Here is a 24,031-nt window from a genome sequence, read left to right on the forward strand (position 1 = left end):
TTTATTTGGGGATAGAGAATTTAGCTTTCAAGACCTTAGTCTTCGATTGCACCCACAACGATTTGCAAATCGGTCAGCTCATCGACAACAGGGCTGTAAGACGCCTTTTTGAAATGCTTCCGACCTGATTTCGCCATCGACAATAGCTGATCCAACGCGCCATCTAGTGAGGTGCCAACCGATACTTTTTGCCCCCGAAAGTTTGCTTTGGCAGAGACAACTGAAACGATTTTAGGTCGACCCGAAACCATGGAAAATATCGGTGCGCCAGATGATCCGTAATCAACATCACAAGATGTCACCAAAACGCCGCCTTGGCGCGCCAATACATGGCAGGTCTCTTGTAAAGATGGGCTGTTCGCACGGTCGTGAGCATATGACACAACACCGACGGCTTGGCCCTTATTCGGTCGGCCAGATGTAGGGAATGGAGAGACCGTGCCATCGTTGACGGGGCGATCCAATTCGACCAAAGCGATATCATTCGTCAGGCGGTCGTTGCGATTGCCATTGTCCAATGCAAAATTCGGATGCACGAAATAGCGCGCGACGCTTCGGTAAGCTTGGGCATGGCCATTCCGCCAGCCAGCGCGGAACTGAATTTCGTTGGTTTTGTGAAGCTTTTTCGTATCGATGTCATACAGACAATGTGCGGCAGTCAAAACGAGAGAAGGTGAGATTAGTGATCCCGTACAGAAACTTCTGCCACCAAAATCAAGACGCCCGACCGCTTCCCACCCGCGACTGTCGTCCCCTGTCTTAAACGTCTTCAACTGGCTATCCGCTTGAGCTTGCCCTGCAATGCACGCAAGGAAGAGGATGGTCAGTAAGTATTTCATATTCGTCCCCAAGTCCTAATCTGGACTAATAGTTACCGGCGGTTCTAGGCATGATTATGGCCGATTCGTGGACAATTGGGGCGCTTTTCTCCCACTAGACGAATCTAAATTATGTGCTGGAAAATTTCTTCAAAAAATCTGCGCCAGAATCAACCGTATGAAGCATGTCGATGTAAATGTTTCTACCATATGTTGAGTAGGTACATTGGGTTTCACTATGTGATTTTTTTGTCAATTTTGGCAAAATTTATAAAAATAGCGACACTTTGTGACGAGACTCCTTTGGTTAACGTAAGGTCATTTTTGGCTTTTTGACACATAACAGAGCCGCCCCCCAAAAGGCGCAGCAAGGTCTCGACAGAACCGCGCCAGATAAGAATCATGATCATATCCAATGCTTTCATAGCGGCTATGCACTGAAATTGGATGACAAAAGCTTGCTACGAGGGCACAGCCTGTGGGACAGACTAAGAAACACGAACAGGGCGCGCTATGGAACTTTTAGATCAACTGAGCTTTTTCACCTTACTCGATGCAATTGCCGTCGCCTTTTTACTATTGTCGTGGATTATCCTTGGGCATTTCATTGAATTTCCTCCCAAATCACGTATTTCGACATCAGTGATTATGGCTGAATATCGCCGCAAATGGATGGTGCAGATGATCACCCGTCAACCGCGCATTTTTGACGCGACAATCTTGGACACGTTACGCCAAGGGACAGCATTTTTCGCATCGGCTTGCATGATCGCTATCGGCGGTGGCTTAGCAGCAATATCGAATGCAGAACGGTTGCGCGGCGTCGCCCAAGATTTAGCCATAGATACGCCAGAGATCATTCTGGAAGTCAAAATTCTTGTAGCACTTGCCGTGATCACCAGCGCCTTTTTGAAATTCATTTGGGCCAACCGTTTGTTTGGTTACTGCGGCGTTGTCATGGCATCTGTGCCCAATGATGTGTCTTCACCCGAAGCCCTGCCCCGTGCGAGAAAAGCAGGCGAATTGAACATTTCAGCCGCACGCGCATTTAACCGTGGGTTGCGCAGCATCTATTTCGCGCTTGGAACTTTGGGGTGGTTTTTGGGGCCAGAGGCTTTGATCTGCACTACGCTGTTCACCATTTTCATTTTGGTCCGCCGTGAGTTTGCCTCGTCATCGCGCGCTGTGCTGCTGGGTGACGAAATCTAAAGCGCCTTAACGACGCCCTTCGCGTATCCAAACGAAACTGATCCACCCCATTAAAATCGCAAGCCAGCCCCACATCGGGATCACGGGCGCAGTTGAGGATGATAGGGTGGTATAGGCGTTTCTGGGCGTGATGCCGATCCACCCGCGCCCGCCTGCTAAGCGACCTTGGGACACAAGCCGAATATCAGGGGTCTCATCTGAAAGGCGCTTAACCATGCCGCGTGTTGGTCGCACGGCCCCTGCCAAAAGTGTATCGGTGGCGATTGTGTTTTCAAACTCGCGCGGCGCGGCTGGCCCGAGTACGACAACCGCCTCATGATCGCCAGCTTGCAATCTATAAAGCCCCATATCTTCGCCTGTAATGGTAGCTTCGAAACGGCCGGGACTGGCCTTGGCAAAAGTTTCCGTACGCGTTGTGCCATCTGGGGCGGTCACGGTCAGATTTTGTGGGTCATCGGTCAAACTTCGACGCAGAACGGTGATTGTCGATCCTTGAACTGTGGCCGAAAGTGTTTCTTCTTCCAGCTCAGGTTCTTTCATCATCCAATGCGCCAAACGGCGGAGCAATTCTAACTGCGGCCCGCCCCCTTCGACCCCGCGCGACCAAAGCCACGCATGGTCAGACCCCAGTACAGCCACACGGCCTTCGCCGACCCGATCCAGCACCAAAAGCGGTTTGTCATCAACGCCTGTCATGATGACTTGCCCCGACAGTGCAGACAGTTCGATTTGGCGGAACCAGCGCCCCCAATTGGGTGGCGCATCGACGGATGACGCTACGCCCCCTAAGCCCTGAGTAACGGGGTGGCGTGACCCAAGATTGGAGATCTGCGGCACATAGCCTTGTTCGATCACGCGCCCTGTGGGTTGAACAGGAATAATACGAGAGAGGCTTGAGCGATACAAACTGTCCGCCGAGGCAAAATCAGGCCCCGCAGAAAACAATACAGCGCCGCCATCTTCGACGTATCGGGCGATATTTTCTAGGTAGCTGGGTTGCAGAATACCGCGCAGTTTATACCGATCAAAAATGATCAGATCAAAGTCATCAATCTTGTCTAGAAACAGCTCGCGGGTTGGGAATGGTATCAATGATAATTCACTGGTCGGCACGCCGTCTTGTTTTTCTGGCGGGCGCAAAATGGTGAAATGCACCAGATCAACCGAAGGATCGGATTTTAGCAAATTGCGCCAGGTACGTTCGCCATTATGCGGCTCTCCTGAGACCAGCAAAACGCGCAAACGATCCCGCACACCGTTGATCTGAATGACGGCGGAATTATTGCGATCCGTCAATTCGCCTTCGACCATCGGCACGGAGAATTGCAACACATTCATACCACCATGCGGCAGGGTCAGCGGAACTTGCACAGAGCGCCCGACAGGCATTTGCAAAACGATATCCTCGCCCCCATCAATCGACACGATCAAGGGCGAGACTTGCGGCAACCCTTGCGGCACTGCGCCTTGGTCTTCGATGGCCAAGGTCAATGTAATTTCTTCATCCAAGATCGCAAAGGCAGGTGCGTTTTCAACCCGCAGCTTGCGATCCCAATCTGATGGCGAACCAGTCAGTAACAGGTGCAAAGGCGCGGGCAGATCAGGCACCAATCCTGCGTCATGAATTTGCCCATCAGACAACAAAATAACCCCGGCCAAACGTCCCTGTGGAATATCCGCCATTGCGTCAGCCACGCGTGTGAGCAACAAAGACCCGCGATCATCCGATGCATCTTGCAAGGTCACCCTATGCAATTCGGTATTGGAAAGCTGTGCGACCTGCGCCTCGATTTTAGCCTCGGCTTGCTCTGTTTGCAGCCGCCTGTCAGACAAGGTTTGCGAGGCTGTTTCATCCACGACCAAGATGACGATATCAGTCAAAGCATCCCGTTCTTGACGCAAAACAACGGGGTTTGCCAAAGCCAAAAGCAATCCCAAAAACGCGACAAAGCGCAAAACACTTCCCGTCATTTTACGCCAAGCGGCAAATGCAATCACCGCAATAGATGCGCAAGCCAGCCCGATAAAAACAGGCCATGGGATCAGCGGCGAAAAGGCGATCTGTTCGATCATTCTCCCAGCCTTTCCAGCAATGCAGGCACATGCACTTGATCGGATTTATAGCTGCCCGTGAGTACATAAAGGATGAGGTTTACACCAAAGCGTTTGGCCATTTCGCGCTGACGTTCGCCGCCATAGCCACTGCCAATAGGGCGCAACGGACGCCCATCGTCAGTTATTGCCCAAGCAGCGGCCCAATCATTGCCGCCGATCATCACTGGGCTGACATTATCGTTCAGATTGCGAAAGGGCACGCCTTGTGGCGCGTCATCGGCATCGACTGTTTTTTGTGCCCAAAGTTGGCCATTGGCGTAGCGACCTGGAAAATTGTCGAGCAAGTAAAAGGACCGAGTGATCACGTGATCTTGGGGCACCACGTCCAAAGGCGGTACATCTAGATATCTGGCAATAGAACGCAGTTTCGTGCCCTGCGCCGTGACTTGCGCCCCTGTGGCGATATCGCCATCACGGGTGTCGAAAAAGATCATCCCGCCGCCGCGCATATAGGTGTTAAGTTTTGCGTAGCTTTCGGCAGAAATCGGAGTTTGGGCATCAGAAATTGGCCAGTACAAAATTGGGAAGACCCCCAACGGATCGCTTTCAAGATCTACACCAACGGGGTCTGCTGGCTCAACAGATGTGCGATCGCGCAGCACTTTAGACAGACCTATAAGCCCTTGGCGCGATGTAAAATCTGTATCGGCGTCACCCGTGAGAACATAAGCCAAAGTGACATCGGAACTGGCTGTCAGGTACAGAGCATCCACACCATCTTGCGCGGCAGCCCCCTGTGGGGCGGTCACATTCGAGCAAAGGCTTGCGACCAAAATAAGACCGAGAAACCGCGGCAAACGCCCAGCCAACCCCAAGGTCGCGATGACATCAATCAATAAAGCACCAAAAGCCGTGACCAAAAAGAAGGCTATCAAGGGGCGCTCTGACGTTTCTTGTTGGCGGATCAACTCCACGTCACTTGGCCAGTTCGCAGGTTCAAGACGGCTTTGATCAGTAAACACATTCAGGGCATAGCTTTGATCGCGCAACAGGTAGAGCCCCGCAGGCGTAACCTTAGAGGCTTGCTGGCGTGCAAAATCCACCCCCGCCACAGGGGGCAAGACTGACACAGGCGATAACGTGCCAAAGGCATCAAGCGTGCTGACAACCGATAAAGACTGCCCCGTAAGATCATTGATAAATTCTTCCGCGGTCCGGGATGGGCCTTTGCCCGCAGCAGATAGGCGTTCCAGCATTGATAAAAACAAGCCAGACAAAGGCAATGTCGACCAGTCCGCATTTGCGGTGACATGGAACAAAACAACCTGCCCCTGCCCCACAGCTTTGCGTGTCACCAAAGGCGTGCCGTCGGCCAAAGTCGCAATAACACGCTGTGCAAGATCAGGATCTGGTTCGGCCAAGACCTGCGACGAGACAGTGACATCATCAGGAATATCGAGACCATAAAAGGGGGATGTCTCATCAAAGGGCCGCAATTGCTTTGGGTTGCCCCAACTCATTGCGCCCCCCAAAGATCGCCCGCCAATGCGCAAGCGTACAGGCATCAATGGATCAACCTGATCACGCCCCACATCAGAGGCCGCCAATCTTGGCCCCGCAAAGCGCAACAACAGCCCACCCTGCGTCACCCAATCCAGCACTTTTGCCGCTTCGCTTTGCGCCAAACGTGCAACATCTGCCATAACGATCACATCAGGGTTGGCCAAAAGACTGTCCGAAAAAGCGCCTTCGATCACGTCGGCCTCGTCTTGGAAAGCCGTGCGTAAATAATGTAGGTTTGACAGCAGTCCTGATGAGTTTTCTTTGCTTTCGCTGGACACCAAAGCCACTTTGGGCCGCTTCAGGCTGTCGCCAGCCAATTGCACTGCCGCTGCAGATCGTACGGCTTCAATATCAAAGTAGGTGACGCGGTTGCGCAGTTCGGCCAAAAGATCAATCTCCACGGGCGTCACACCAGTTTGCACGGTCACTTTGGTCGACCCTAAAATGCGTTCGATCCCATTTGGATCAGGCCCGAAGGCGCGCATTGTGACCTCGCGCGGTATATCGGTGTTGAGGGCGTGGATTATTGTCTCAGCCCCTGCTTCGCTCGGCTGAACAGGGCCAAGCGCAACAATTGATTGTGGGTTTTGAACAACACGCACAGGACCGTTATCTTGCAGTATGGCCAAGATGTCTTGGCGTCCTGCATAGGCCAGCCCATCCGATAACCATAGCGTTTGCGTTGGGCGATCCAGTGACTGCAAAACCGCAATGACCGCATCTGCATTAGGTGTGTTTGCTGCGGGGGTTTGCGCGGCAATTATGCTTTGCCAAGCCCGCGCAGGTAAAAACTGCAAATCCCCAGCGGGCAGGTCAGTCAACGTGATAAGACTGACCAAACGCCCAGAGCGGTCCGCATCATCCAAAGCTGTGGACACCTGATCAACACGCGCTGACCACTGGGGGGCATCCGCCCAAGTGCCGTCCACGACGATCAGTAAAGGTTCTGTTTCCAAAGACGCGGCTTTGGGATTCCACACAGGCCCTGAAAAGGCAAAAATAAGCGCAGCCAACGCGGCAAGGCGCAGCATCAAAAGCCACCAAGGGGTGCGCGCTGCTTGAACAGAACTGTCGTCCAACCCCAACAACAAAGCGACACCTGCAAAGCGTCTGCGTTGCGGCGCTGGCGGCACGGCGCGCAACACGATCCACATCACAGGTAAAAGCGCCAAGGCCCAGAGCACCCAAGCTGTCGTGAACCCTATGGGACCAATAATCAGCATCAGTGCGCCCCCGCCACGGCTTCATGCACCCAGCGCAAAGCAACTGCTGCGGGCGCATCCGTGTGATGACAAGAATATCGCCAGCCCGCGCGTCTGGCCAAGTCTTTCAATGCCGCCTTTCGCTCTGCCAAGCGCTGCATATATCGATCTTTTAGATCATTTGCCCGTAGCGTTTCATGAGATAAACTGCCCCCCATAGAGGTAAAGACAGTGCGGCCAGAATAGGGAAAACTTTCCTCGGCTGGATCTAAAATTTGACATAAAACACCGTGAAGACCTCTATCCACAGCCTCGCCTACTGCTGCCTCGATCTGATCAAACGGGGCAAAGAAATCAGAAAATATCAAAGCACGCGACTGCGCGGGGGCCGCGCTGACATCCGCTGCGCCATAGTCTTTCTCTCCCGCATGCGCCAGTGCAGCCGCGATTAAATTCAAATGCTGCGGTCCAGTTGATGCGGGGCGTTCCAGCCCTGCAAGTCCCACGCGTTCTCCTCCAGACATCAGCAAAATCGCACTGGCCAGTGCCAAAACTGCAGCACGGTCTGACTTGCGGGGCAATTTCGTACTGGACGCGAAGTGCATAGCCGCAGAGTTATCGCAGGAAATATGTACTGTTTGCGCCGTTTGCCATTCGTGTTCACGTACATAGATGTCATCCGATTGGGCCGATCTGCGCCAATCAATACTTTGAGCGGGATCGCCGACTGTTGCAGGGCGATATTGCCAAAATTCCGTTCCTGCACCGCCGCGCTTGCGCCCATGAAAGCCCAGTGACACCGTGCGCGCCAATTGGTGGGCTTGTGCCATCAATGCGGGCAGGTTTGCCGCCAAACCTTGTGCATCGGCCTGCATCTTTTGCGGATCTTGGCCCTGTTGTGAAGCTGCGGTTGACTGGTTCACGCAGCAGCTCTTTTTTGCAACCTGTCTTGCGCGACCTGTGCGATCAAAGCGTTTAAAGAGTGCCCTTCAGCGCGTGCCGCAAAGGTAAGCGCCATGCGGTGGATCAGCACAGGGCCTGCAAGGTCTACGACATCTTGCACCGATGGGGCTAAACGCCCGTCCAACAAGGCGCGTGCGCGCACCATCAACATCAAAGCCTGCGCAGCCCTTGGGCCAGGCCCCCATGCCACACGGGTCGACACCAAGTTTGATGCCTCATCCGTATCGGGTCGACAGGCGCGCACCAGATCAAGGATCAATTCCACCACAGAGTCGCCTACGGGCATCTTGCGAATAAGTGCCTGCGCGTCGATCAATTCGTCAGCCGTGAGAACCGCATGCACATCGCCGTCTTGCGTCCCTGTTGTGGCCAAAAGGATAGCGCGCTCTGTGTCGCGGTCAGGGTACTCCACATCGACCTGCACCAAAAAACGATCAAGCTGTGCTTCGGGTAAGGGATATGTGCCCTCTTGTTCCAATGGGTTTTGCGTTGCCAAAACATGAAACGGCGGCGTCAGCTTATGGGCTTGGCCCGCTATGGTCACTGACTTTTCTTGCATGGCTTGCAACAGCGCTGATTGCGTACGCGGCGATGCGCGGTTAATTTCATCGGCCAGCAACAACTGACAAAATACAGGGCCTTGGATAAAGCGAAAACTGCGCGTACCATCCACGGCGGTTTCCAAGACCTCTGACCCCAAAATATCGGCAGGCATCAGGTCAGGCGTGAATTGCACCCGCGCGCCCTGCAAACCCATCACTGTCGACATAGCGTCAACAAGCCGTGTTTTCCCCATGCCGGGCAGGCCCACCAAAAGCGCATGACCACCACATAAAAGCGCTGAAAACACCAAATCAACGACCTGATTTTGGCCAATAAACCGCCGCGTGACCGATTCTTTCGCTTGCGTCAATTTCGCGCTTAACGCATCGATTTCGCTCATCAGGTCATTTCGCGACATAGGTTCACCATCTAAATAATTGCTCGCACTATTAGAAACAGGTCTGGGCGAAAGCACAAACAAACAATAGGGTTATCTCATGGATAGGGGAGTGAATTTTTCGTGACCGTCACCGCAGATAGCATTGCAAACGCGATAAAGGCCGCAAAAGGACGCGGATTGCCCCCTGTCGAAGCGTGGGATCCGCCCTATTGTGGTGACTTGGATATTCGGATCGCCAAGGATGGCACTTGGTTTTATCTGGGCACCCCCATTGGGCGCGTGCGCTTGGCGCGTTTGTTTTCGACAATTCTTAAAAAAGAAGGCGATGACTATTTCTTGGTTACACCCGTAGAAAAGGTCGGAATCACAGTTGAAGACGCTCCATTTTTGGCCATTGATTTCGATGAAGCAGGCCAAGGGCAGGAACAGGTTTTGACCTTTCACACATCAATGGGCGATCAGGTTGCGGCAGGCGCTGCGCATCCTTTGCGCTTTTGCACACGCCCCAACGGCGAACCTGCGCCCTATATTGAAATACGCCGCGGACTTGAGGCTCTGATCGACCGCAAAAGTTTTTACCGCTTGGTGGACCTCGCAACGCAAGATTGCGTTGGTGGGAAAACACAAATGGGCGTCTGGTCGTCAGGTGTGTTTTTCCCATTTGGCGCGATGCTAGAAAGCGATGACGCATAATGCCAAAGTTTGCCGCAAATCTGTCTTATCTTTTCAAGGAATACCCTTTTATTGAACGGTTTGCCGAGGCGAAAGCATCGGGGTTTGATGCGGTAGAAGTGTTGTTTCCCTACGACGAAGCCGCCTCTGAAATCGCGCGCAAACTGGCGGACCACCGATTGGATATGGTGCTGATCAACATGCCGCCCCCCAATTGGGCAGGCGGAGAACGCGGGTTCGCAGCTATGCCCGCAACCGAGGACCGTTTTCGTAAGGATTTTATCCGCTCGATACGCTTTGCCAAACTCTTGCGCGCACAGCATATGCACCTGATGGCAGGGCGTGCAAAAGGCGTGGTGGCGCTGGAAACCTATAAGCGCAATTTAGCATGGGCCGCGAAAGAAGCCCCTGAGATGAGCTTGGTCATCGAGCCTTTGAACGAAACCGATATGCCAGGCTACTTTTTAAATAACTTTGATATGGCGTTGGAAATTTTAGATGACATTTCCGCCCCAAACTTAGGCCTGCAATTCGATGCATATCATGCGCAGATGATTACAGGCGATCTGTTCGAAACATGGGACAAATGCAAAGACTATATACGCCATGTGCAGATAGCATCAGCCCCCGAGCGCGCAGAGCCGCGCAAGGGCGAAATAGACTACCCTGCGTTTTTCAAACACATTGATTACAGCGGATACACAGGCTGGGTTTCAGCGGAGTACACACCCAAAAAACGCACGACAGAAGGCTTAGACTGGATGCAAATGCCCACATAAAAACGCGCCACCTTATGGGTGACGCGTTTGTGAAAAATCGGTGCTATGAGGCATCAATCGCCGAGTTTGGCGTGGACCTCATCTAGATCGATTTCACCTGTCGCAAACTTATTGCCTGGGTTTTCGAAATCATATTTGAACAGTTGGAAATCACGTTTGTAAATTTCCCACACAAGATGTTTCGACAGATCATCAAAGTAATCTTCAACAGGGTGAAGGCGTTTGGGACCATGCCCCTCTGATTCGTTGAAACGCGGGATGTTCGCCAAATCCACACTGTGCTTGGTTTCGATCGAATCGAGCACCTCTTGCATGCCTTCATTGAAATTTTCCGTGTAGAAAATCTTATCGTAGCGACCACCATTGGCGATAAAGGTCGACACATGGCCAGACATGGCTGACCAGTGGATATCGGGATCCATCGGACGACGCCAGCGAATGGTATCGCGCACGAACAAAAGAAAGCGGCGGAAGGATGCGATTTGATCGAATTCTTGTTTGCCATCAACGCCGCCAACTTCGATCCCGTATTTTTGGATCAACTGCGGAACAAGATTGCCACGGTAGCGCTTGCCATTGCGTTGAATGCCACAAACCTTGTCAAAAAAGGACGACAGCACGCGCGTGTACGGATTGCGCACACAGGTAAAGGCATAGGATTTATGCGCTTGAATATTCGATTCTAGCAAAGGCTGGCTATGCTCTTGCGCCCATTTGTGCATCCGATCTTTACTGTCGTGAATATCCCCGTCGAAGAATTCACCATGATCGGAATAAAACATGATTTGACCAATGGTCGAACATGCACATTTCGGCACAACGCGGTAAACCACGCTTTCACTTTCGGTCATCCAAGTTCCTGGAAAGCCCATATAGCCCTTATCTCCTCAACACTGCACACAAACCACGTTTTGCGCTTTAAAAGCAAATTAAGCTTGTTTATTCAATAACTCGTTACGATTATATGCAAACAATGCGGCAAAAATGAGGATACGGTTTCCAAAATGGCACGAATTGCCTTCATTCTACTGTGCCACAAAGATCCAGAGGCCATCATTGACCAAGCTCGCAGACTGACTGCGGCTGGTGATTATATATCCATTCACTTTGATGCACGCAGCGGCAAAGACAAATTTGACCTGATCCGCGCGGGTTTAAAAGACAATCCAAATGTCACCTATGCCACCAAACGCATCAAATGCGGGTGGGGTGAATGGTCTTTGGTACAAGCCTCACTTTATGCCGTTGAAGCAGCCGAGGCAGCCTTTCCACGTGCGACACATTTTTACATGGTCTCAGGGGATTGTATGTCGGTGAAATCAGCAGAATACATGCATGATTTCTTGGATGACAACGATTTTGACTTCGTCGAAAGCTTTGATTTCTTCGAATCTGATTGGATTAAAACAGGCATCAAAGAAGAACGCCTGATATATCGCCATTGGTTCAATGAAAGATCGCAAAAATGGCTGTTTTATCAAAGCTTTTGGTTACAACGCAAACTTGGTCTACAACGCGAAATTCCCGCCGATATTCAGGTGCAAATCGGGTCTCAGTGGTGGTGCCTGCGCAGGCGTACCGTTGAGTGGATTCTTGACTTCACGCGCACCCGCAAAGATGTGATGAAATTCTTCCGCACCACGTGGATTCCTGACGAGACGTTTTTCCAAACACTCGTGCGACACTTGGTGCCCGAACATGAGATTCAGTCGCGGACTTTAACCTTTTTGATGTTCACAGATTACGGCATGCCCGTGGTCATGTATAATGATCATTACGATTTACTTGTCTCGCAAGACTTTCTTTTCGCACGAAAAATATCGCCCGACGCGACCGAATTGAAAAAACGTCTGGGTGATCTCTTTGCAGCAAAGGATGTGAAATTTCAGATTTCTGGCGAAGGCCGTTCTTTGTTCAAATTCCTCACGGGGCGCGGACGAAATGGACGTCGGTTTTCCCAAAGGTTTTGGCAGACAGAAAGTTCACTCGGTCGCGACCGCGAACTTCTGATGATCGTTTGTAAGAAGTGGCACGTTGCAAAAAGGCTTGTTGCTAAGATTAAAGAGCATACAGACCTGCCTTGCGTCGAATATTTGTTCAGCGAAGAAAGCACGCCCCTGCCCGATTTGGGCGGTATTGAAAAAAGCTTGGAAAAGCGCACACGTCACAGGCGGGCTTGGGTGCGGATGCTATTTGACTACTTCGAAACTGACCGCATGGTCGTGTGTTTGGATTCCGACGGCATTGAATTGATACGTGATTTTTACAACGACCGCTCCAGCACGCGATTGCTGGAAATCGAATGTGAATTTTCCGATGACTATCTAGATGGTCATGCCAAGCGGGTTGGGCTGGCGGGCGACCAAACACCCGCAGACGCAATGGAGCGGCTTTTGCCAACCATTCGATCTGATATCAATCATGAATATGATGTCATTCGTGATGAAGAATTTGAAAACTACGAACGTATCTCGCAATCAAATTCTCCTGAAGAAAACGCGGCACCAATTGCACGCTTTTTACAAATTTCCGAAGAAGACGCGCTGAAAATCGCCAAAACTGACTATCTGTTCTACGATTAAGCCAAAGGAAAATCCCCATGGGCTATACATACGACGATCAAAACATTTTCGCCAAAATCTTACGCGGTGAAATTCCATCTACGCCTGTGTTTGAAAGCGATCACACCATGGCCTTTCCTGATATTTCACCGCAAAAAAAGGTACATATTTTGGTGATCCCAAAGGGGCCGTACCGTTGCTATGATCACTTTGTGATGGAAGCCAGCGCCGAAGAACAGCTTGATTTCTTTCGCTCAGTTGCTCTGATCGCCAAGGATATGGGCCTGTGTGAAGAACATGGAGGCAACGGGTACAGGCTGGCCAGCAATTCAGGCGCGAACGGGCACCAAGAGGTGCCACATCTGCATGTGCATTTGCTGGGCGGCGAAGCTTGTGGGCCTTTAACGTCAGCCTAGAAAAACGAAAAGCTCCGCAGTGCGGGGCTTTTTACAACACAGCGAGTGCTGTCTTGCTTGGCCGTTATTTGCCCGAGGTCAAATCGACAAACACGTCTTCCAAATCAGGATCCACGGTCCGCACATCACCGATAACAACGCCAGCGGCTTTCACTGCATCCAAGATCACATTCGCCGAATGTTTACCGCGAGAATATGAAAACGCCAAACTGCCGTCTGACCTGCGATCCAAGACCACCCCCTCTGGCAAGTCAAACTTATCAGGCGCGCCTCCATCAGGCTCAATCACCAAGGTTTTCGCATCCATTGCGCCAATCAGATTTTTAGTGGTGTCTCGCGCGACCACTTCGCCGTGATTGATGATCGCGATTTCATCACACATTTCTTGCGCTTCTTCTAAGTAATGCGTGGTCAAAATGATCGTCGTGCCCTGTTCTTCGTTCAGGCGACGCACATTGGTCCACAGCATCTGACGCAACTCGATATCAACGCCCGCGGTCGGTTCATCAAGCACCAGAATTTGCGGATTGTGCACCAAAGCCTTACCCAAGAGCAAACGCCTGCGCATCCCGCCAGACAGCGTGCGTGCATAAGCATTTGCTTTGTCGGTCAAACCGATCAGGGCCAAAATTTCATCAGATCGACGGTCTTTTTTAGGAACACCATACAAGCCCGCCTGAACTTCCAAGGCGCCACGTGGCGTAAAGAAAGGGTCAAGGTTCAATTCTTGTGGCATAACGCCAATCGCTGCGCGGGATTGACGCGGGTTAACATCTTGGTCGAACCCCCAAATTTTAGCCTGTCCAGACGTTTTAACGACAAGACCCGCCAAAATATTGATCAAGGTTGATTTTCCTGCGCCATTTGGGCCAAGCAATCCAAAGATTGACCCCTTGGGAATGTCCAAATCGATGCCCTTCAACGCTTCCTTGTCGGGCGCAGATCCTTGGCTACGATATGTTTTGCGTAGGCCTTTGATCTCAATCGCGTTGCTTGTCATCGTCATTCCCCTATCGCCGTTTCATGCGCATATAGCGTCGCAACCCCTTGCTCGTACTGTGAGGATCGCTATCATAGGACTTTGACATAAGCCGAACAAACCGCTTCGGCAACAGTGACTGCCTGCGCACCACCTGTGCATCAAATCAACAGACGGCGTATAGCCAAAAGTGAGCGACGAATATGACCAACACCGCCCCAGAAACTGAAATCGTATCAACATGGAAAGTCTCTTGTGATGGCGCAGAAGGGGCGTTGGGTCACCCGCGCGTCTGGCTTGTTTTGCCTCATGACACGGGCTATGTTGAATGTGGATATTGCGATAAGAAATTCATCCACACATCATCAAGAATGGCCGACGAAGCCTAAAATGGTTCAAATCTAGCGCATCGCAATGATGCCCTTTGCGTGTCGCGCTAAATGCGGCGCGCGGACAGTCTTTGATCTTTTTTTAAACTTTCAGTTTTAGCATGAAGATATGCGCAAAAACTGAAAGTTTATCCCCATGTTTACTCAAATTCAGACCGATCTTATTCGCAGCAGTTTCGCGGCTGTGATGGCGACGCGACCTGAAATGGCGACAGATTTTTACACGCGCTTGTTTATAACCGCCCCACAGCTGCGCGATATGTTTCCCCAAGACGTCACGACCCAAGCCACGAAATTGGAAGCGACACTGCAAGTGGCCCTAAGTACGCTTGGGGCCCCAGAAACCCTGATTGCCCCCCTACACGCTTTAGGTGCACGCCACGCAAAAATCGGCGTGCAAGACTGTTACTATATAACGGTCAGCGAAGTGTTGCTTGACACCTTAGCCGCAGAAGCTGGCGATCTTTGGACGGCTGAAACATCGCAGGCATGGGGCGCCTTGCTGGAATTCATTTCAAAGACCATGATCGAAGGCGCAAAACACGCAAGAGCAGCCTAAGTGGCTGACGCTTTCAACAGTTTTACCCCGATCTGCGCTTGCGGATAGGGGTGACATTCGTGTTATCAAAGCCCGAGATAATCAGACACAGGGCGGCACGTATTATGGCATTCGGCAAGGGACATCACCTTCACCTCATCGACGGTTCAGCCTTTATTTTCCGCGCATATCACGCCCTGCCTCCACTTACGCGCAAATCCGATGGCCTGCCCGTTGGGGCTGTGTCTGGATTTTCCAACATGTTGTACCGTTATATCGAAGGCAACACAGGCCCAGACGCCCCGACACACGCGGCTGTGATTTTTGACTACTCAGGCAAAAGCTTTCGAAACGATATTTATCCACAGTACAAAGCAAACCGCCCCCCCGCGCCCGAAGATTTGATCCCGCAGTTTCCTCTGACGCGCGACGCGACGCGTGCTTTCAACATTTCTTGTATCGAAGTCGAAGGCTTTGAGGCCGATGACATCATCGCCACGCTGTCTTGCCAAGCCCGCGATGCGGGCGCGCGCGTGACGATCATTTCATCAGACAAAGATTTAATGCAATTGATCGGCGATGGCGTTGAAATGCTGGACCCGATGAAAAACAAACGCATCGATTCAGATGGGGTTGCCGAAAAATTCGGTGTTGGGCCACAGCGTGTGGTCGACGTGCAAGCCTTGGCAGGTGACAGCGTTGACAACGTACCTGGCGCGCCTGGGATTGGCATCAAAACAGCTGCGCTTTTGATCAATGAATACGGCGACCTCGATACTTTGTTGTCCCGCGCCTCAGAAATCAAACAGCCCAAACGCCGTGAAAGCCTGATCAACAACGAAGAACTCATCCGCATTTCGCGTGATCTGGTGAAACTGGATTGTGATATGGACTTAGACTTTACGCTGGACAGCCTTGAAGTCAAAGGGCCTGATGCAGATCAACTTGTTGAATTCTTAGCGAAAATGGAATTCAGAACTATGGTCAAACGGGCGACAGAACGCTACGGCGTTGAAGCCCCCGACCTGCCAGATGCCTCAGCATCAGCCAGCGGTGCAGCCCCGCAAACACAATCCGCAGTGCCTGAAACGAAACCTTTCGATCTGGATGCCTATGAACATATCCGTGATATGGGCGCGTTAGAGCGCTGGATCGACGATATTTACGAACGTGGCTATGTGGCCGTAGACACGGAAACCATGGGCCTTGATGCCATGCAGGTCGATCTTGTTGGGGTTTCAATGTGTGTCGAGGCAGGAAAGGCATGTTACATTCCCCTGACGCATAAAGCTGGCGATGACGATTTATTTGGTGGCGACAGCTTGGTTGAAGGGCAACTGCCGCTTGATTTGGTCATCGATACGTTGCGCCCCATGTTGCAAGACCCGAGCATCATGAAAATTGGCCAGAATATGAAATATGACGCCAAGATTTTTGCCCGCTACGACGTAACAGTCGCGCCCTATGACGACACGATGCTTTTGTCATACGCCCTGCATGCAGGCCTGCACAATCACGGCATGGATGCTTTGTCAGAACGGTACTTGAACCATACGCCGATCCCAACGAAGGAATTGTTGGGGTCAGGTAAGTCCATGATTACGTTTGATAAGGTCGAGATCGGCAAAGCTGTCCGCTACGCGGCCGAAGACGCCGACATCACCTTGCGCCTGTGGCAGATCTTCAAACCAAAACTCCACGCAGAACAGGTGACCACTGTTTACGAGACGCTGGAACGCCCCCTATCGCCCGTACTGACCCAAATGGAGCGCAACGGCATTAAAGTCGACCGCGACGTTCTATCGCGCATGTCCAATAATTTTGCACAAAAAATGGCGGGGCTTGAGGCCGAAATTCAAGAGCTCGCAGGGCAAGAATTCAACGTGGGATCGCCCAAGCAATTGGGTGAAATCCTTTTTGATAAGTTGGAATTGCCCGGTGGTAAAAAGGGAAAAACAGGGGCTTACGCCACGGGGGTCGACATATTGGAAGACCTTGCTGCTGAGGGTCATGAATTGCCCGCGCGCGTGATGGATTGGCGTCAGTTGTCAAAGCTAAAATCGACCTACACGGATGCTTTGCAAACCTTTATAAATCCAGACACAGGCCGTGTGCATACGTCTTACATTCAAACGGGCGCTGTCACTGGGCGGATGTCATCCAGTGATCCGAACTTGCAAAATATTCCAGTGCGCTCGGAAGAAGGCCGTAAAATTCGCCAAGCCTTTGTAGCAGACAGCGGTAAAAAACTAATTTCTCTGGATTATTCACAAATCGAGCTGCGTATTTTGGCCCATGTCGCCAAAATCGACAGTCTGAAACAGGCCTTTAAAGATGGTCATGACATTCACGCCATGACCGCATCAGAAATGTTTGACGTGCCGATCGAGGGCATGGACCCAATGGTGCGCCGCCAAGCGAAAGCCATCAACTTTGGCGTGATTTACGGCATTTCAGGCTTTGGATTGGCACGTAATCTGCGCATTCCGCGCAAGGAAGCCCAAGGCTTTATCGACCGCTATTTTGAACGCTTTCCAGGTATCAAAGAATACATGGACGAAACTGTGGCCTTTGCTAAAGAGCACAAATATGTTGAAACACTATTTGGCCGCAAAATTCACACGCCAGAGATCGCCGCAAAAGGTCCGCAAGCGGGCTTTGCCAAACGCGCGGCCATCAACGCACCGATCCAAGGGACTGCCGCCGACATCATCCGCCGCGCGATGATCCGTATGCCCGACGCGATTGCGGACCTGCCTGCAAAAATGCTGCTGCAAGTGCACGATGAATTGATTTTTGAGGTCGATGGAAACGCCTGCGATGCGGTCATCGAAGCCGTCAAAGACGTTATGGAAAACGCAGCGGAACCTGCCGTGCACCTAGACGTACCAATTGAAGTGGACGCAGGCATCGGCGACAACTGGGCCGAGGCACATTAACACTATCACTGTTCTTTAAAAGTTCAGATGAGATGATCCGTAATCTGGGTTAAATAGCGCTGGCAAGATCAACACCTAAGGCTGCCTTGTCCTGCCAGCGCGACATGCGCCTTAAATTCTGGCGCATGCTGTTTGCGTTTCGACGTCTCTGATTTTCTTCTCGTCGAAGATCAGCAGACTGAAAATCGTAGATTACGTCACTGTCAGAATTTCGGGGGGCGCTCAATCTGCAAAAGCCACATTGCAGACTTCCCCCCGCACTTTCCTAGAAACACAAAACGCACAGGTTAGTCTGGGGGCTTTGTCTTCATGGCTCGTCTAGCGAAAGGATTTAAATCAGTCCTTTTTCCGCAAACAACTCTTTCAAATCCGCTTCTGGGCGAGGGCCAATGTGGGAAATCACTTCTGCAGCAGCGACGCAGCCCATACGGCCCGCAGTTTCTAATGTCTGGCCTGTGGCAAAGCCATAGAGGAAACCTGCAGCGAATTGATCGCCTGCGCCCGTAGTATCAACAGGTTGTACGCGGTCGACTTTTACGGTGACTGTTTCGTCGCCTTGCACCAAAACAACGCCCTCCCCGCCCAATGTGCAAACGACCAGACCGCATTCAGAAGCTGCTGTTTCCAAGGCAGTTGAAAGATCGGTTTCATACAGGCTGGCCCATTCGTGTTCGTTGCCGATCACATAGTCCATTTCCTTGACGAATTTGCGAAAATCATCGCGGTGCCGGTCAACGCAGAATGGATCAGACAGTGAAATACCAACTTTGCCGCCTGCCGCTTTGGTCAGTTTTGCGGCTTGATCAAATGCGTGTTTGCCTTTGTCTTTGTCGTATAGGTAGCCTTCAAGGAACAAAATATCGGCGTCTTCGGCGACATCGGCGGACACATCGTCAGCTGAGATTTCGGACGAAATTCCAAGATATGTGTTCATCGAACGCTCGCCATCTGGAGAGACAAAAATCATAGACCGTGATGTCGGCAGCTCGCCCCCCGCAACAGGTGGGTTCACAAAAGTCGTGCCGTCATTTTCCATTTCTTTGGCGTAAAACTGGCCCAAAGCGTCGTCATGTACACGGCCGATAAAGCCTGTTTTCAAGCCCAAATTACCAAGACCCGCGAGCGTATTTGCAACAGAGCCACCTGGTGCCTGAACACGGTTTGTCATGGAACCGTAAAGCATTTCACCACGCTCACGTTCGACAAGCTGCATAATGCCTTTTTCAATGCCCATGAGTTCAAGAAAATTATCATTTTCCTGCGCGATGACATCGACAACAGCGTTCCCCATGCCGACAACTTGGTATTTTTTAGTCAAAGTTCTTCTCCTCGAAGGCGCAGATGTCTCGTATCAAACAGGTGCTGCACAAAGGTTTACGCGCTTTGCAGGTATAGCGACCATGCAATATCATCCAGTGATGCGCGTGTTGTTGAAATGGCGCGGGAATATGGTCTTCGATGGCGCGCTCAACCGCGACAACATCTTTGCCAACAGCCACGCCAGAGCGATTTCCAAAGCGCATGATATGCGTATCGACAGCTTGTGTGGGCACATGCCACCACATATTCAAAACCACATTGGCCGTTTTACGCCCGACACCCGGCAGGCTTTCCAAGGCGGCCCGCGACGACGGCACAGTCCCGTCAAACTCATCAACCAAGATTTGCGCAGTCTTCATGACGTTTTTGGCCTTTTGGCGAAACAAGCCAATGGTTTTGATATGTTCGGTTAAGTCTTCGATGCCAAGATCGAGCATTTTTTGCGGTGTATCTGCAATTTTAAACAACTCTTTGGTGGCTTTATTAACGCCAACATCTGTGGCCTGCGCAGACAAAGCCACGGCCACGACCAAAGTATAGGCATTGGTATGGTCCAATTCGCCCTTCGGTTCCGCGTCAACGGATTGAAACCGTGTAAAGATTTCGGTGATCTGATGATAATCAAGTTGTTTAACCATAAAGGGATTAATGCCCGTTTGCGCCTTTAACAGCAAGCATCAGGTTTTCATAAAATTGCAGATAGATTGTGAAAAACAATTAAGTCACCCTTGAGTAATTCGGTGCAAGGTGAACCTATCAAGTATTAGCGGGATGGCGGAACATGCACTCTTCATTTGGAACTTTTGAGCAACCAGACACTGGCGATACGCTTGCCCTTTGGGACGCCGACAGCGAAAGTCCAACTGCCCAGCTTCCCTCTACCCCCGCGGGTCTTACTGGCTGTGGTCCCAATGTGATGATCGAAACAGCGGAGGGGCCGCAACCCGCCGAGTGGCTGCGCAGCGGCGATCTGGTTTTAACCCGCGACAACGGCTATCAACCTGTCGTTTGGGTCGGGCGCAGCAGTTTAAACGATCCGGGCGCTCTGCCCCCTTTACGCGTCAACTCCGGCGCTCTTGGGCACAATACACCCGCACATGATTTGGTCGTGTCACCAAATCACAAAATCTTGCTCAACTCTCCTCTTGTGGATCTATATTTTGGCAATGATGAAGTCCTTGCCCCCGCCAGCGACATTGCCACAGAAGATGAAATAAATTTTGAGGCCCCAGAATCCAACTATGCATACTGCCATATCCTGTTTGCGCAGCATGAAGTGATTCTGAGCGAAGGAATCTGGATCGAAAGCCTGTTTCCTAACGAAGAAACGCTTAATTTTCTTGGCCCTGACATCGCGCACATCATCGCGGAACGTCTAGGGCCAGATTTTGCAACAAGCAAAACAGCGCGAATGTGTCTGCACAAAGGGGAAGCCGTGGTGCTGAAACCGCGTCAAGCCGTAGCGGCACGACGGACGATAGCAGCTTGATCCGACATGACGCATCGATGCCGATGATTGAACAGGTTTCGGGTCGCCTTTTTACATTGATTGGCTAGACTGACGAAAACATCAGTGAGCGCCAAATGCCTGTTGAAGATCAATATCACTATAACGTCATCCGCCGTGCCATCACACGGATAGATTCGGCACAACGCCCTTTGTCTTTAGATGAACTCGCCAAAGATATGGGGATGAGTCCGCCGCATTTTCAAAAGATATTTTCCAAGTGGGCGGGCGTATCGCCCAAACGATACCAACAATATCTTGCTCTTGATCACGCCAAACATTTGATGAAAACCCGACACACAACACTCGGCGTCGCCAACGAATTAGGGCTGTCCTCTTCAGGGCGGTTGCATGATTTGTTTTTACGCTGGGAAGCCATGTCGCCCGGGGAATATGCGCGCCAAGGGGCGGACCTAGAAATTGCCTATGGTTGGTGCGACACCCCCTTCGGCGAAGCGCTAGCAATGGCCACTCCACGCGGATTATGCGGTGTTGCCTTCATCGATGCCTCAGGTCGTGAAGCCAATTTAGCGGATCTATCTGCGCGCTGGCCAAATGCCAAGTTCACACAGAACACCGCCAAAGTGCAGCCCTACATCGATGCCGCGATCCGCGGCGGCTCAGTAAAGTTGCACCTTATGGGGGGGCCTTTTCAGATCAAAGTCTGGGAAGCACTTTTGTCGCTGAAATCAGGACAGGTCACCACCTATAGCGATATCGCCAATGTTATCGGATCGCCGAAAGCGGTGCGCGCTGTCGGCACTGCTGTGGGCAAGAATCCTATTGGGTGGCTGATCCCCTGCCACCGTGTTCTGCGTAAAACTGGCGCACTGGGCGGATATCACTGGGGGCTCGAAACAAAACGCGCGCTTTTGGCCTATGAAGCCATCCAGCACGATGCCCTAACACCATAAGCACTTTTCCGCCATTTTAACGACTTAACAGGGATGTGACTGCACCTTGCCCACGCGTGCGGTATAATAGGTTCAAACTTAATTGAAAAAGGCAGTCTCATGAAGACCCGTACACTTTTTGCTCTCCCCCTTGTTGCAACCGTCGTTTTGGCTGGCTGCACAGAAACAGGGCAGATGAGCGACCCAAATTCTAAAACCCAACAAGGCGCTATCGCAGGCGCATTGGTTGGCGGCATTATTGGCCTGTCCCAAGATGACGGCAAACTCGGCAAAGCTGCAGCAGGTGCTGCAATCGGTGGTGCTCTGGGTGCTGGCATCGGCAGTCTTCTAGACAAACAAGCTGCTGATTTGCGCCAAGACTTGGGCAATGACGATGTCACCATCGTCAATACCGGTTCAGAATTGATCGTCACCCTGCCGCAAGACATCTTGTTTGCAACTGACAGCGCTGTTGTCCGCTCTGGTCTTCAGTCTGATTTGGGCGCCCTTGCGCGTAACTTGCAAGACTATCCATCAACCACGGTTGAAGTGGTTGGTCACACCGACAACACGGGCTCTGCAAGCTACAACCAAGACTTGTCAGCCCGTCGTGCGGCATCCGTATCTACCATCCTGACAGCCAATGGTGTTGCGTCTTACCGCATCAAATCCTACGGCCGTGGTGAAGATGCACCGATCGCCACAAACCTAAACGCAGAAGGTCGCGCGCAAAACCGCCGCGTTGAAATCATTATTTCACCCTCAGCGTAATCTGACCTAACCTTCCCCGAAAAAGGCTGGCATTGTGTCCAGCCTTTTTTATGGCATCAACCGCTGCATGGTTCTATTAATTGACCAATTGCCATGAGCTTGCGGATGACAAATGCCTTTTCAAAAAATCCAACCTGAAAAACTGGCGCAATCTGTCACAAAGCAGATCGAACTGTTAATCCTGCGTGGCATCCTACGCCCCGGTGAACGCCTGCCCGCCGAACGTGACTTGGCGCGTCGGCTTGGTGTTTCCAGACCGTCATTACGTGAGGCACTGGACCAATTAACTCAGAAGGGCCTTATTGAAACCCGCACAAATTCTGGTGTTTTTGTCGCGGATGTTTTGGGGTCAGCCTTCTCCCCTGCGCTGATAAAGCTTTTTGCGGATCACGATGAAGCTGTCTTTGATTATCTTGCGTTCCGCCGTGATTTCGAAGGTTTGGCAGCACAGCGCGCCGCTGAGCACGGATCCGAAACGGACCTAAAGGTCATTGATCAACTGTTTAAAGAAATGGAAGCAGCACATCCAAAACGAAATCCTGCCGATGAAGGCAGGCTGGATGCCCAGTTCCACCTTGCGATTTTGGAAGCCAGCCACAACCTTGTCATGTTGCACTTGATGCACGCCACTTTTGAACTGCTTCGCGATGGTGTGTTTTATCAGCGGTCCGTTATGTTCAAAGAGCGCAGCAATCGCGCAGAGCTTTTAGAACAGCATCGCGCGATCAATTCCGCGATACAAGCACGTGATCCTCAGGCTGCTCAGAATGCCATTACAGCGCATTTAACCTATGTGGAAAATGCGCTGAGAGATCAACAAAAGTATGAGCGCAACGAAAATATTGCAAAGCTTAGGCTTGATCATCAAACTGCCAAATAGGGCCGTTAAATTCGCAAAGAAAAACCCCCGAAAGCCGTGCTCTCAGGGGTAAAATCTTGTTTGACAGGTCCGATTAGTGAAGCTTTTCGCCTACGTCAGAAATCGCATCATCAATCAATTTGTTTGCGTCAGCGGCAGACATCTGCTTGGCGATCACATCTTGCGCTGCGGCGATTGCAACGGTCACAGCAGAGTTACGCACTTCGCGAACAGCCGCAGACTGAGCAGAGGCAATTTGATCTTCCGCAGAAGCCAAGCGGCGTGCGATAGATGTTTTGATGTCAGCTTTTGCTTGAACAGCGGCAGCATCGGCATCTGCCTTAGCTTGCACAACAATCGCATCAGCCAATTCTTGAACTTCACGTTGCTTACGCTCGTATGAGGCCAAAATCGTTTGAGCTTCATCGCGCAAGGCACGCGCTTCAGTCAATTCAAGTTCAATGCCCTCGGCGCGTTTGTCTAAAAGGCCAGTCAAAAGTTCAGGGACTTTCGCGTACAGCAAGATGCCGACGAAAACCAAGAAACCAAGCATTACGATAAAATTCGTATTGGCAAAGGAGAAGAACGCACCAGAAGCTGCAAAGGCGGGTGTCGCAACAAGTGCGGTTGTGAGAGTGAGAAGCGTTTTCATGTT

The 24,031-nt window shown here is 51.4% G+C and carries 22 protein-coding genes; 12 read left to right on the top strand and 10 right to left on the bottom strand.

The window, feature by feature from the left end:
• Window positions 1-35: 35 nt before the first annotated feature.
• On the bottom strand, window positions 36-839 hold the full coding sequence (locus EDD53_RS07685; protein WP_123792656.1) for a trypsin-like serine peptidase: 804 nt from the start codon (window positions 837-839) through the stop codon (window positions 36-38).
• A gap of 492 nt (window positions 840-1,331) precedes the next feature.
• Here EDD53_RS07685 and EDD53_RS07690 point away from each other — a divergent pair, with 492 nt between their 5' ends.
• On the top strand, window positions 1,332-2,027 hold the full coding sequence (locus EDD53_RS07690; protein ID WP_123792657.1) for a DUF599 domain-containing protein: 696 nt from the start codon (window positions 1,332-1,334) through the stop codon (window positions 2,025-2,027).
• A 6-nt stretch (window positions 2,028-2,033) separates the two neighbouring features.
• On the opposite strand, the gene EDD53_RS07695 is transcribed toward EDD53_RS07690, so the two are convergent.
• Genes EDD53_RS07695 through EDD53_RS07710 form a run of 4 tightly spaced genes read right to left on the bottom strand, consistent with a single transcriptional unit; the run spans window position 2,034 to window position 8,753 of the window.
• Window positions 2,034-4,100: a hypothetical protein gene (locus EDD53_RS07695; protein ID WP_123792658.1), complete on the bottom strand. Its 2,067-nt coding sequence runs from the start codon at window positions 4,098-4,100 to the stop codon at window positions 2,034-2,036.
• A complete protein-coding gene (locus tag EDD53_RS07700) occupies window positions 4,097-6,868 on the bottom strand; it encodes a DUF4159 domain-containing protein (RefSeq protein ID WP_123792659.1) in 2,772 nt (923 codons plus the stop codon). The genes EDD53_RS07695 and EDD53_RS07700 overlap by 4 nt, the downstream gene beginning before the upstream one ends.
• Window positions 6,868-7,770, bottom strand: a complete 903-nt coding sequence (locus EDD53_RS07705; protein WP_246002291.1) for a DUF58 domain-containing protein — start codon at window positions 7,768-7,770, stop codon at window positions 6,868-6,870. The genes EDD53_RS07700 and EDD53_RS07705 overlap by 1 nt, the downstream gene beginning before the upstream one ends.
• Entirely contained in the window at window positions 7,767-8,753 is a 987-nt protein-coding gene (locus EDD53_RS07710) for an AAA family ATPase (protein ID WP_425464050.1), read from the bottom strand. The genes EDD53_RS07705 and EDD53_RS07710 overlap by 4 nt, the downstream gene beginning before the upstream one ends.
• A gap of 120 nt (window positions 8,754-8,873) precedes the next feature.
• Between EDD53_RS07710 and EDD53_RS07715 the strand changes: the two genes are divergently transcribed.
• The gene (locus EDD53_RS07715; RefSeq protein ID WP_123792661.1) at window positions 8,874-9,446 is read left to right on the top strand and encodes a DUF1285 domain-containing protein; all 573 of its coding nucleotides are present in this window, start codon (window positions 8,874-8,876) and stop codon (window positions 9,444-9,446) included.
• Window positions 9,446-10,204, top strand: coding sequence for a hydroxypyruvate isomerase family protein (locus tag EDD53_RS07720; protein ID WP_123792662.1), 759 nt, complete (start codon window positions 9,446-9,448; stop codon window positions 10,202-10,204). The genes EDD53_RS07715 and EDD53_RS07720 overlap by 1 nt, the downstream gene beginning before the upstream one ends.
• Window positions 10,205-10,257: 53 nt before the next feature.
• On the opposite strand, the gene EDD53_RS07725 is transcribed toward EDD53_RS07720, so the two are convergent.
• Complete coding sequence (locus EDD53_RS07725) at window positions 10,258-11,076, bottom strand: sulfotransferase family protein (RefSeq protein WP_123792663.1); 819 nt, start codon at window positions 11,074-11,076, stop codon at window positions 10,258-10,260.
• A 132-nt stretch (window positions 11,077-11,208) separates the two neighbouring features.
• Between EDD53_RS07725 and EDD53_RS07730 the strand changes: the two genes are divergently transcribed.
• Together EDD53_RS07730 and EDD53_RS07735 are read left to right on the top strand one after the other, a co-directional pair.
• Window positions 11,209-12,786: a DUF5928 domain-containing protein gene (locus EDD53_RS07730; protein WP_123792664.1), complete on the top strand. Its 1,578-nt coding sequence runs from the start codon at window positions 11,209-11,211 to the stop codon at window positions 12,784-12,786.
• A 17-nt stretch (window positions 12,787-12,803) separates the two neighbouring features.
• On the top strand, window positions 12,804-13,181 hold the full coding sequence (locus EDD53_RS07735; protein ID WP_123792665.1) for an HIT domain-containing protein: 378 nt from the start codon (window positions 12,804-12,806) through the stop codon (window positions 13,179-13,181).
• 64 nt (window positions 13,182-13,245) lie between these two features.
• Here EDD53_RS07735 and EDD53_RS07740 read toward each other — a convergent pair whose 3' ends face one another.
• Window positions 13,246-14,181 (bottom strand): ABC transporter ATP-binding protein, encoded by a 936-nt coding sequence (locus EDD53_RS07740; RefSeq protein WP_123792958.1) that lies wholly within the window; start codon window positions 14,179-14,181, stop codon window positions 13,246-13,248.
• A 182-nt stretch (window positions 14,182-14,363) separates the two neighbouring features.
• On the opposite strand from EDD53_RS07740, the gene EDD53_RS07745 reads away from it, so the two are divergent.
• The 3 genes from EDD53_RS07745 to polA all read left to right on the top strand — a co-directional run bounded on the left by EDD53_RS07745 (window position 14,364) and on the right by polA (window position 18,026).
• Entirely contained in the window at window positions 14,364-14,549 is a 186-nt protein-coding gene (locus EDD53_RS07745; RefSeq protein WP_123792666.1) for a zinc-finger domain-containing protein, read from the top strand.
• 136 nt (window positions 14,550-14,685) lie between these two features.
• The gene (locus EDD53_RS07750; protein WP_123792667.1) at window positions 14,686-15,108 is read left to right on the top strand and encodes a globin domain-containing protein; all 423 of its coding nucleotides are present in this window, start codon (window positions 14,686-14,688) and stop codon (window positions 15,106-15,108) included.
• A 104-nt stretch (window positions 15,109-15,212) separates the two neighbouring features.
• A complete protein-coding gene (gene polA, locus EDD53_RS07755; protein WP_123792668.1) occupies window positions 15,213-18,026 on the top strand; it encodes a DNA polymerase I in 2,814 nt (937 codons plus the stop codon).
• Window positions 18,027-18,357: 331 nt separating this feature from the next.
• Here polA and EDD53_RS07760 read toward each other — a convergent pair whose 3' ends face one another.
• Both EDD53_RS07760 and nth read right to left on the bottom strand, forming a co-directional pair.
• Complete coding sequence (locus EDD53_RS07760) at window positions 18,358-19,317, bottom strand: adenosine kinase (protein ID WP_123792959.1); 960 nt, start codon at window positions 19,315-19,317, stop codon at window positions 18,358-18,360.
• A gap of 19 nt (window positions 19,318-19,336) precedes the next feature.
• Window positions 19,337-19,984: an endonuclease III gene (nth, locus tag EDD53_RS07765; RefSeq protein ID WP_123792669.1), complete on the bottom strand. Its 648-nt coding sequence runs from the start codon at window positions 19,982-19,984 to the stop codon at window positions 19,337-19,339.
• A 143-nt stretch (window positions 19,985-20,127) separates the two neighbouring features.
• Between nth and EDD53_RS07770 the strand changes: the two genes are divergently transcribed.
• From EDD53_RS07770 to EDD53_RS07785, 4 genes are all read left to right on the top strand, one after another.
• On the top strand, window positions 20,128-20,835 hold the full coding sequence (locus tag EDD53_RS07770; protein WP_123792670.1) for a Hint domain-containing protein: 708 nt from the start codon (window positions 20,128-20,130) through the stop codon (window positions 20,833-20,835).
• A gap of 95 nt (window positions 20,836-20,930) precedes the next feature.
• Window positions 20,931-21,767, top strand: a complete 837-nt coding sequence (locus EDD53_RS07775) for a methylated-DNA--[protein]-cysteine S-methyltransferase (RefSeq protein WP_123792671.1) — start codon at window positions 20,931-20,933, stop codon at window positions 21,765-21,767.
• Window positions 21,768-21,866: 99 nt separating this feature from the next.
• Window positions 21,867-22,517, top strand: a complete 651-nt coding sequence (locus EDD53_RS07780; protein WP_123792672.1) for a YiaD family glycine zipper/OmpA-like lipoprotein — start codon at window positions 21,867-21,869, stop codon at window positions 22,515-22,517.
• A 112-nt stretch (window positions 22,518-22,629) separates the two neighbouring features.
• Entirely contained in the window at window positions 22,630-23,397 is a 768-nt protein-coding gene (locus EDD53_RS07785) for a FadR/GntR family transcriptional regulator (protein WP_123792673.1), read from the top strand.
• A gap of 73 nt (window positions 23,398-23,470) precedes the next feature.
• On the opposite strand, the gene EDD53_RS07790 is transcribed toward EDD53_RS07785, so the two are convergent.
• Entirely contained in the window at window positions 23,471-24,028 is a 558-nt protein-coding gene (locus tag EDD53_RS07790) for a F0F1 ATP synthase subunit B (protein WP_123792674.1), read from the bottom strand.
• Window positions 24,029-24,031 lie beyond the last annotated feature (3 nt).

It is taken from the genome of Pacificibacter maritimus (assembly GCF_003814915.1).
Lineage (GTDB): Bacteria > Pseudomonadota > Alphaproteobacteria > Rhodobacterales > Rhodobacteraceae > Celeribacter > Celeribacter maritimus.